The organism is Streptomyces silvae, assembly GCF_016745505.1.
Taxonomy (GTDB): domain Bacteria; phylum Actinomycetota; class Actinomycetes; order Streptomycetales; family Streptomycetaceae; genus Streptomyces; species Streptomyces silvae.
The window spans coordinates 1-6,543 of record NZ_JAERUC010000024.1 but is presented as its reverse complement, the minus strand read 5'-3'; the positions used below and the strand labels follow the sequence as shown (position 1 = coordinate 6,543).

The following is a 6,543-nucleotide window of genomic DNA, read 5'->3' as shown; positions in this document are numbered from 1 at the left end:
GCAGGACCTCCGCCGCGCCCGCCACCGGCGCGGCCCGGCCCACCTCGGCCGTCGCCGCGCCCGCAACCGCGCCTCAGGCCGACGCCACCCGGCACTCGGGGTGACCCCAGCCGTTCGGGTTCTTGGCGATCATGTCCTTGGCCGCGTACGGCTTCCCGCAGTGGCAGCGGCCCGCGAATTTCGCGCGGATCGTGCCACCGGAGCGCGCCCGGCCCGTCGAGCCGGCCGTGGAGCCGCCCGTGGACCCGCCCTTGGCTGCCGTCCGGCTCTTCGTCGAGCGGGCGGGGGCAGGCACCGGCATGTCCGCCGTGCCGTACGCGGTCCCGGCGGCCTGCTGCGAGACCGCCACCTCACTCGCGGCCTGGTCGGCCAGAGCGTTCAGCGGGTCGCCGTCCACCTGGTGCGCGGGCACGTAGCGGAAGGTCACCGTCCGGCCGCTCAGCAGCTCGTCGATTCCGACCACCAGCTCACGGTTGGCGACCGGCTTGCCCGCCGACGTCTTCCAGCCGTTGCGCTTCCACCCCGGCAGCCACTTGGTCACCGCGTTCATCGCGTACTGCGAGTCCATGCGCACCTCGACGGGCACGGCGGGATCGGTCGACCTCAGCAGCTCCAGCAGGGCCGTCAGCTCGGCGACGTTGTTCGTGGCGGTGCCCAGCGGGCCCGCCTCCCACCGCAGGGGGTTCCCCTGGTCATCGGCCACGACCCACGCCCAGGCGGCAGGTCCCGGATTGCCCTTCGATGCCCCGTCACACGCGGCGATGATGCGCTGTTCCATGCCCCTGATCATGCCAGCCCGGAAGGTCAGGGCACGATCGAGTCGACGTAGCCGCCGTCCACCCGCACGGCCGCGCCCGTGGTGGCGGACGCCTGAGGGGAGCTGAGGTAGACGACGAGGTTCGCGATCTCCTCGGGTTCGATCAGACGCTGGATCAGGGACTGCGGACGGTGCAGCCGCATGAACTCGCGCTGGGCCTCGTCCCACGGGAGGTCGCCCACCAGCTCGCGGACGAAGTCCTCGACACCACCGGTGTGCGTGGGCCCGGCGATCACGGAGTTCACGGTCACCCCGGTGCCCGCAGCCTCCTTGGCGAAGCCGCGCGAGACGGCGAGCAGGGCGGTCTTCGACATGCCGTAGTGGATCATCTCGGCGGGGATGACGATCGCGGAGTCGCTCGCGATGTTCTGCACCCGGCCCCACCCGCGCTCGGTCATGCCGGGCAGATAGCGGCGGATCAGGCGCACCGCGCTGAGGACGTTGGTGTCGAAGTAGGTGCGCCACTCCTCGTCGGTGATCTCCAGCGGCGGCCGGGAGCCGAAGATGCCGAGGTTGTTGACGAGGATGTCGGCGGCGGGCACGGCCTCGCCGAGCTCGGCCGCCCCCTGCTCCGTGGTGAGGTCGCAGGCGACCGTGAGGACATCGGCGTCCGGGTGGCTGCCGCGCAGCTCGCCGGCCGCGCCGTCGAGCCGCTCCTGGCCCCGCCCGGTCAGTACGACGCGCGCTCCGGCACCGGCCAGCCCGGTGGCGACGGCGAGCCCGATGCCCTGCGAGGAGCCGGTCACGACTGCGGTCCTGCCGGCGAGATCGATACGCACCCTGCGGTCCTTCCGTCCCTTGCCCGCGGTGTGCGGGGTCTCCACCCTGGCACTCCGCGGCCCGGAACGCCCACCCGCCGCACGGGGACTCCGCCACCGCGCTCCGGCCGGATCACGCCATGGCACGGCTCGGGGCCCCCGGCCGGACGAACCGGCCGGGGGCCCCGCGGAGTGGATCAGAGAACGCCGGACTCGGAGACGGCGATCTTCGACTTCGTCTTGCCGGTCGAGGAACCGTACGACTCGATCTTGCGGACGAGCTCCATGCTCGCCTCGTCGGCGACCTCGCCGAAGACGACGTGCTTGCCGTCCAGCCACGGGGTGACGACGGTGGTGATGAAGAACTGCGAACCGTTGGTGTTCGGGCCCGCGTTGGCCATCGAGAGCAGGCCCGGCTTGTTGTGCTTCAGCGTGAAGTTCTCGTCGGCGAACTTCTCGCCGTAGATGCTCTTGCCGCCGGTGCCGTTGCCGTTGGTGAAGTCACCGCCCTGGAGCATGAAGTCCGGGATGACGCGGTGGAACGGCGAGCCCGCGTAACCGAAGCCCTTCTCACCGGTGGCCAGCGCGCGGAAGTTCTCAGCGGTCTTGGGGGCCACGTCGTCGAAGAGGTTGAACACGATCCGCCCGGCGGGCTGGTCGTCGATGGTGATGTCGAAATACGCCTTGATGGTCATGAACCCCATCCTGACATCACCCGCCGGCTCCCGATGCACAGGCCCCGCCCCTCGGCGGGTGCGCGCCGCACGCGTACGGCGTACCACGGGGGTCACCCGTGGTACGCCGTTTCAGTCGGTCACCCGGTCAGGGAGAACGCCGCTTCCCCCCAGCCGGTGCGGTTCAGCGGTGGCCGCGGTGGCCGCCGCCGTGGTGGTGCCGGCCCCACGACTCGGAGTCGATCTTGCGTCCGCGGTTGTCGCGGAGCGTGGCGGTGTCCTTGTTGTCCCAGACGTAGTTGCGCCGGTCCTGGTACACGTCGTGCCGGGTGTCACGGCCGACACCGGTGTGGACGCGGACGGAGGAACGGCCGGCCAGCCGCAGGTCGAAGGTGTACGAGCGGCCGCTCTCGTCGGAGAGCGTCCAGCCACGGAGGTTGACGGCGTGACGGCCGGTGTTGGTGACGGTGACCCACTCGGCGTTCAGGCTGCGGTTGGAGCCGTTGTCGCGGCCGGGGCTGTCGTACTGGATCTTGCCCAGTACGACGGTGGAGCGCTGTGCCGGCCGGTTCTGGCCGTGGTCCCGGCCATCGGCCGATGCCGGAAGGGTAGCTGCGGCGAGCAGCGCACCCGAGGCGAGAACCGTGGCGGTGATCCGTCGTGCGGAACGGGACATGGAAACCCCTCATCATGCAGGCCCGGAATGGGGTTCCGGGCGTTTTCCGATCCCGGCGACGTGCCGGGAACGCAAACTTTGTCCCGCTTTCGAGGTGGCCGAAAGGTGCCCTGGTTCGTGTGACGAAGTACGGACATTTCTGTCACACACGACTGCACCCGGCATGGATCCGGGCGGTCGTATACCTGTCAACCGTTGATCGTTGCACCGACCCTTTCGGGGGACCGTTCGCCTGGTCGTGGCGCCCCGTTCACCCCCGTCCCGCTCCCCCGCGCACCCCCGCACGGACCGGCCGGATCCGTGTAACAGAAGCGACAGCGCTTACCTGGACAATCGTTCCATTACCGGCGGGAAAGAAGCTCGCGCGTTCGAGCCTTCAGCATCCATCGCGAGGGGGCGAGACGGGCCCGCTGGCCGCCGCTGGTGACCAACGCGTTCACCGGTGCCATCGGATCGAGCGCCATCGTCCTGGCCAGCAGCACGCCGGCGGCCAGCGGGAGCAGGGTCACCGCCAGCGCGGTGCCGGCGGTGGTCAGGCTCTGGATACGGGGGCGCGTCGGCGCGGCGGGGACCATGGCCCCATTCCACCGGCACCGGCCCGGGCCGGGATCGGGCCACGTACTCAGACGTTCCGCTCCCCCGTACTCACTCCCGCTCGCCCCGGCCCGGGAACGTACCTACGGGCGTGCCCTCTCAGCCGGTGTGCAGGACCCGGAAGCGGCCGGGATCCGCCGGATCCCGGTCGACGACCTGGACCGGCGGCCAGACCCATTGCCGGATGCCGGTGCCGGGGGTGCGGGAGAAGCGGATCTCCCCGCGGGTGCCCTCGACCGCGACGTCCGGCCAGGACCGGGCGACCGCTGCCCGGTCCGCTCCGTGGGAGCGGAGCACGTCGGCGAGCACGGCGACCGTGTCGTACCCCTCGAAGGCGACGAAGGAGGGTGCTTCGGCCAGGCGCTCACGGAGGGCGGCCCCGACCCGCGTACCGAGCGGGCCGAGACGTTCGGGCAGGTAGCGCAGGAACGGGACCGCGGCACCGTCCTCGCCCAGGGACGCCGCCCACGCGGGGAACTCCGGCTGCCCGGCCGGAGCGCCGATCGTGATTCCGGCCAGGCGCGGGTCCCGGCGGACGGCCGCGACGATCGGCACCGCCGGCTCCGGGTGGCCGGTCAGGAGAAGGACGGCGCTCGCGCCGCTCCGGGCGAGTGCGTCGCACACCGCCGTGGGGTCCGGCGCGCTCATGTCCAGCTCGACGACGGTGCCGCCGCGTGGAGCGAGGTGGTCCCGCAGTACGCGGACCCCGGACGCCCAGTAGACGCTCGGCTCGGCCGCCACGGCGATCCGGCTGTGCCCCGCGCCGAGGAGGAAGTCCGCGTAGATCCGCCAGCCGTGGGACTGCGTCGGGGCGAGGCGCGCGACCCATTCCGTGGGCTGTTCCGTGAGGGCGTCGAGAACCGCCGACGAGCAGAGGAACGGCAGTCCGAGGGCGTCGGCCCTGGCGGCGGCGGCACGGGCGACGACGCTGTGGTACTCCCCCGCCAGGGCGGCCACGCCCAGACCGGCCAGCTCGTCCACCGCCGCCGCGGCCCTGCGGGGATCGGCGGCGGTGTCCCGGACCACGAGTTCGAGCGGTCTGCCGGCGATGCCGCCGGCCGCGTTGACCTCTTCGGCGGCCAGTTCGAATCCGGCGAGCAGGTGCCGGCCGGCCTCGGCCCAGCCGGGCCGCGTCAGCGGGGCGAGGACGCCGATCAGGACGGGCGGTCCGTCGGTCCGCTCGGCTCCGGTGGGCGATGGTGGCGTGTTCATACGTCGACGTCTCCCCTGTGACGAATCGGTCGCGGTCCGCCGGACCGCAGCGTGGACGTCAGTGTGGCCGAGCCGGTCCGGGACGGCGTCGGCGCCCCCGCCCCCAGGTGACCTGCCGTGTGCCCGTACGTGCCGGGCGTCGGCCGGGGCCACAACCGGCACCCGGCGGGCCACAACCACCGGTTGTGCACGCCTAGGGTGACCCGGTGGACACCGAAGCACTGCGATCGTTCGTCCGGGCAGCCGAGCTCGGACGGCTCAGCCATGCGGCCGATGAGCTGGGGGTGACGCAGCAGGCGGTCTCCAAGCGGATCGCCGCCCTCGAGCGAGAGCTGGGGGTCCGCCTGTTCACCCGCACCGCCCGGGGAGTCGAGCTGTCGCTCGACGGCCGGGCGTTCCTCCCGCACGCCCGCGGCGTCGTCGCGGGGGTCGAGCGCGCGGTCCGCGCGGTCGGGCGGGGCACGCGGGCCCTGCGGATCGACGTGCTCGGCCTGCGCAGCGCGCAGTCCGTCGTGCTGCACGCGTACTGGCGGTCGCGCCCGGGAACCGACCTGGACGTGGTGACCCTCCGGGTCGACGACCCGCGTGTGGCGGCCGCCGCCGTCGCGGCGGGCGAGGTCGACGCCTCGTTCCGTACGGTCACCGGGCCGGACGCACTGCCGCAGGGCGTACGGATGATCCACGCGTTCGACTCCCCGCTGGAGTTCCTCGTCGGCCCGGGACATCCCCTGGCCTCCGCACCGAGGCTCACGCCGGCACAGCTGCGCGGGCACCGGATCTGGGTGCCGGGCATCGCGCCCCGCAGCGAATGGTCGGTCTTCTACGATCAGCTCGCCGCCGAGTTCGACCTACGGGTCGACGCGGCCGGCCCGCACTTCGGGGACGAGGTCCTTCTGGACACCCTCGCGGGCTCCCCGGACGTGGCCACCCTGGTCGGGGCGCGTGACCGGTACCTCTGGCCGGCCGGTCACGGCCTGCGCCGCATCCCGGTCGTGGATCCGGTCCTCGCGTACCCGCTCTCCCTCCTCGTTCCCGGGACGAACCCCCATCCGGGGCTGCGTGGGGTCATCGCCCACCTCGACGGCCTGCCGAAGCTCCCCGGGGCGGTCTGGCGCCCGTCCTGGGCCGTACCTGCACCCCCCGACGGCGCCACCCCCGGCCGCTGACCACGGCACGGCGGGCCCCATCCGGTCACCGGTTCACCAGAAAGGATCGCGGCATGCCCAGCGACCACCTCATGCGCATCCACAGCCCCGAGTTCAAGGCCATGGCGGAGAGGGTCCTGCGGGTCACCGAGCTCACCTCCCGCCTGAACGTCCTGCCCTTCGACGACGAGGCGGGCAAGGCGGAGCTGCTGGAACGGATCCTCGGCAGGCCGCTGCCGTCGAAGGTCACGCTCTACCCGCCGTTCTACACGGACCACGGTCTTCGGCTGGACCTCGCGGAGCGGGTGTTCATCAACCAGAACTGCACATTCCTCGACTACGCCGGTATCCGGCTCGGCGAGCGCGTGATGGTGGGACCGAAGGTCACCTTCATCACCGTCGGCCACCCGGTCGATCCCGGGGAGCGGCGGGAGTGGCTGAGCGGCGGTCCCATCGACGTGGCGAAGAACGTGTGGATCGGCGCCGGTGCCACGATCCTTCCCGGCGTCAGCATCGGCCGTGACGCCGTGGTGGCCGCCGGTGCGGTGGTGGCCGACGACGTACCGCCGGCCACGCTGGTCACCGGCGGCAAGGCGACCGTGAACCGGCAGTGGTGACGGGCCTCGCCCCCGCAGGGTGCGGCTCAGGCGTCCCGTCCCCGCAGGGT

The 6,543-nt window shown here is 72.4% G+C and carries 8 protein-coding genes; 2 read left to right on the top strand and 6 right to left on the bottom strand.

Features of this window, described 5'->3' with window-relative positions; translation table 11 throughout:
- Nucleotides 1-73: 73 nt before the first annotated feature.
- The 6 genes from JKV81_RS03980 to JKV81_RS03955 form a co-directional block, all read right to left on the bottom strand.
- The gene (locus tag JKV81_RS03980) at nt 74-778 is read right to left on the bottom strand and encodes a ribonuclease H family protein (RefSeq protein WP_129260653.1); all 705 of its coding nucleotides are present in this window, start codon (nt 776-778) and stop codon (nt 74-76) included.
- A 26-nt stretch (nt 779-804) separates the two neighbouring features.
- Nucleotides 805-1,596, bottom strand: coding sequence for an SDR family NAD(P)-dependent oxidoreductase (locus JKV81_RS03975; protein ID WP_129266826.1), 792 nt, complete (start codon nt 1,594-1,596; stop codon nt 805-807).
- 176 nt (nt 1,597-1,772) lie between these two features.
- Nucleotides 1,773-2,270: a peptidylprolyl isomerase gene (locus JKV81_RS03970; protein ID WP_124278637.1), complete on the bottom strand. Its 498-nt coding sequence runs from the start codon at nt 2,268-2,270 to the stop codon at nt 1,773-1,775.
- Nucleotides 2,271-2,433: 163 nt separating this feature from the next.
- On the bottom strand, nt 2,434-2,925 hold the full coding sequence (locus JKV81_RS03965; protein WP_129260654.1) for a lamin tail domain-containing protein: 492 nt from the start codon (nt 2,923-2,925) through the stop codon (nt 2,434-2,436).
- A 341-nt stretch (nt 2,926-3,266) separates the two neighbouring features.
- On the bottom strand, nt 3,267-3,500 hold the full coding sequence (locus JKV81_RS03960) for a hypothetical protein (RefSeq protein ID WP_202074918.1): 234 nt from the start codon (nt 3,498-3,500) through the stop codon (nt 3,267-3,269).
- Nucleotides 3,501-3,618: 118 nt separating this feature from the next.
- Entirely contained in the window at nt 3,619-4,731 is a 1,113-nt protein-coding gene (locus JKV81_RS03955; RefSeq protein WP_202074917.1) for an ABC transporter substrate-binding protein, read from the bottom strand.
- A 206-nt stretch (nt 4,732-4,937) separates the two neighbouring features.
- On the opposite strand from JKV81_RS03955, the gene JKV81_RS03950 reads away from it, so the two are divergent.
- Together JKV81_RS03950 and JKV81_RS03945 are read left to right on the top strand one after the other, a co-directional pair.
- The gene (locus JKV81_RS03950) at nt 4,938-5,897 is read left to right on the top strand and encodes a LysR family transcriptional regulator (RefSeq protein WP_129260656.1); all 960 of its coding nucleotides are present in this window, start codon (nt 4,938-4,940) and stop codon (nt 5,895-5,897) included.
- A gap of 53 nt (nt 5,898-5,950) precedes the next feature.
- Nucleotides 5,951-6,493: a DapH/DapD/GlmU-related protein gene (locus JKV81_RS03945; protein WP_202074916.1), complete on the top strand. Its 543-nt coding sequence runs from the start codon at nt 5,951-5,953 to the stop codon at nt 6,491-6,493.
- The last annotated feature ends 50 nt before the right edge of the window (nt 6,494-6,543 follow it).

Bases quoted from the DNA above. Each gene is read 5' to 3' on its own strand.
- JKV81_RS03980 (WP_129260653.1), bottom strand. From the start codon at position 778: ATGGAACAGCGCATCATCGCCGCGTGTGACGGGGCATCGAAGGGCAAT.
- JKV81_RS03970 (WP_124278637.1), bottom strand. From the start codon at position 2,270: ATGACCATCAAGGCGTATTTCGACATCACCATCGACGACCAGCCCGCC.
- JKV81_RS03965 (WP_129260654.1), bottom strand. From the start codon at position 2,925: ATGTCCCGTTCCGCACGACGGATCACCGCCACGGTTCTCGCCTCGGGT.
- JKV81_RS03960 (WP_202074918.1), bottom strand. From the start codon at position 3,500: ATGGTCCCCGCCGCGCCGACGCGCCCCCGTATCCAGAGCCTGACCACC.
- JKV81_RS03955 (WP_202074917.1), bottom strand. From the start codon at position 4,731: ATGAACACGCCACCATCGCCCACCGGAGCCGAGCGGACCGACGGACCG.
- JKV81_RS03945 (WP_202074916.1), top strand. From the start codon at position 5,951: ATGCCCAGCGACCACCTCATGCGCATCCACAGCCCCGAGTTCAAGGCC.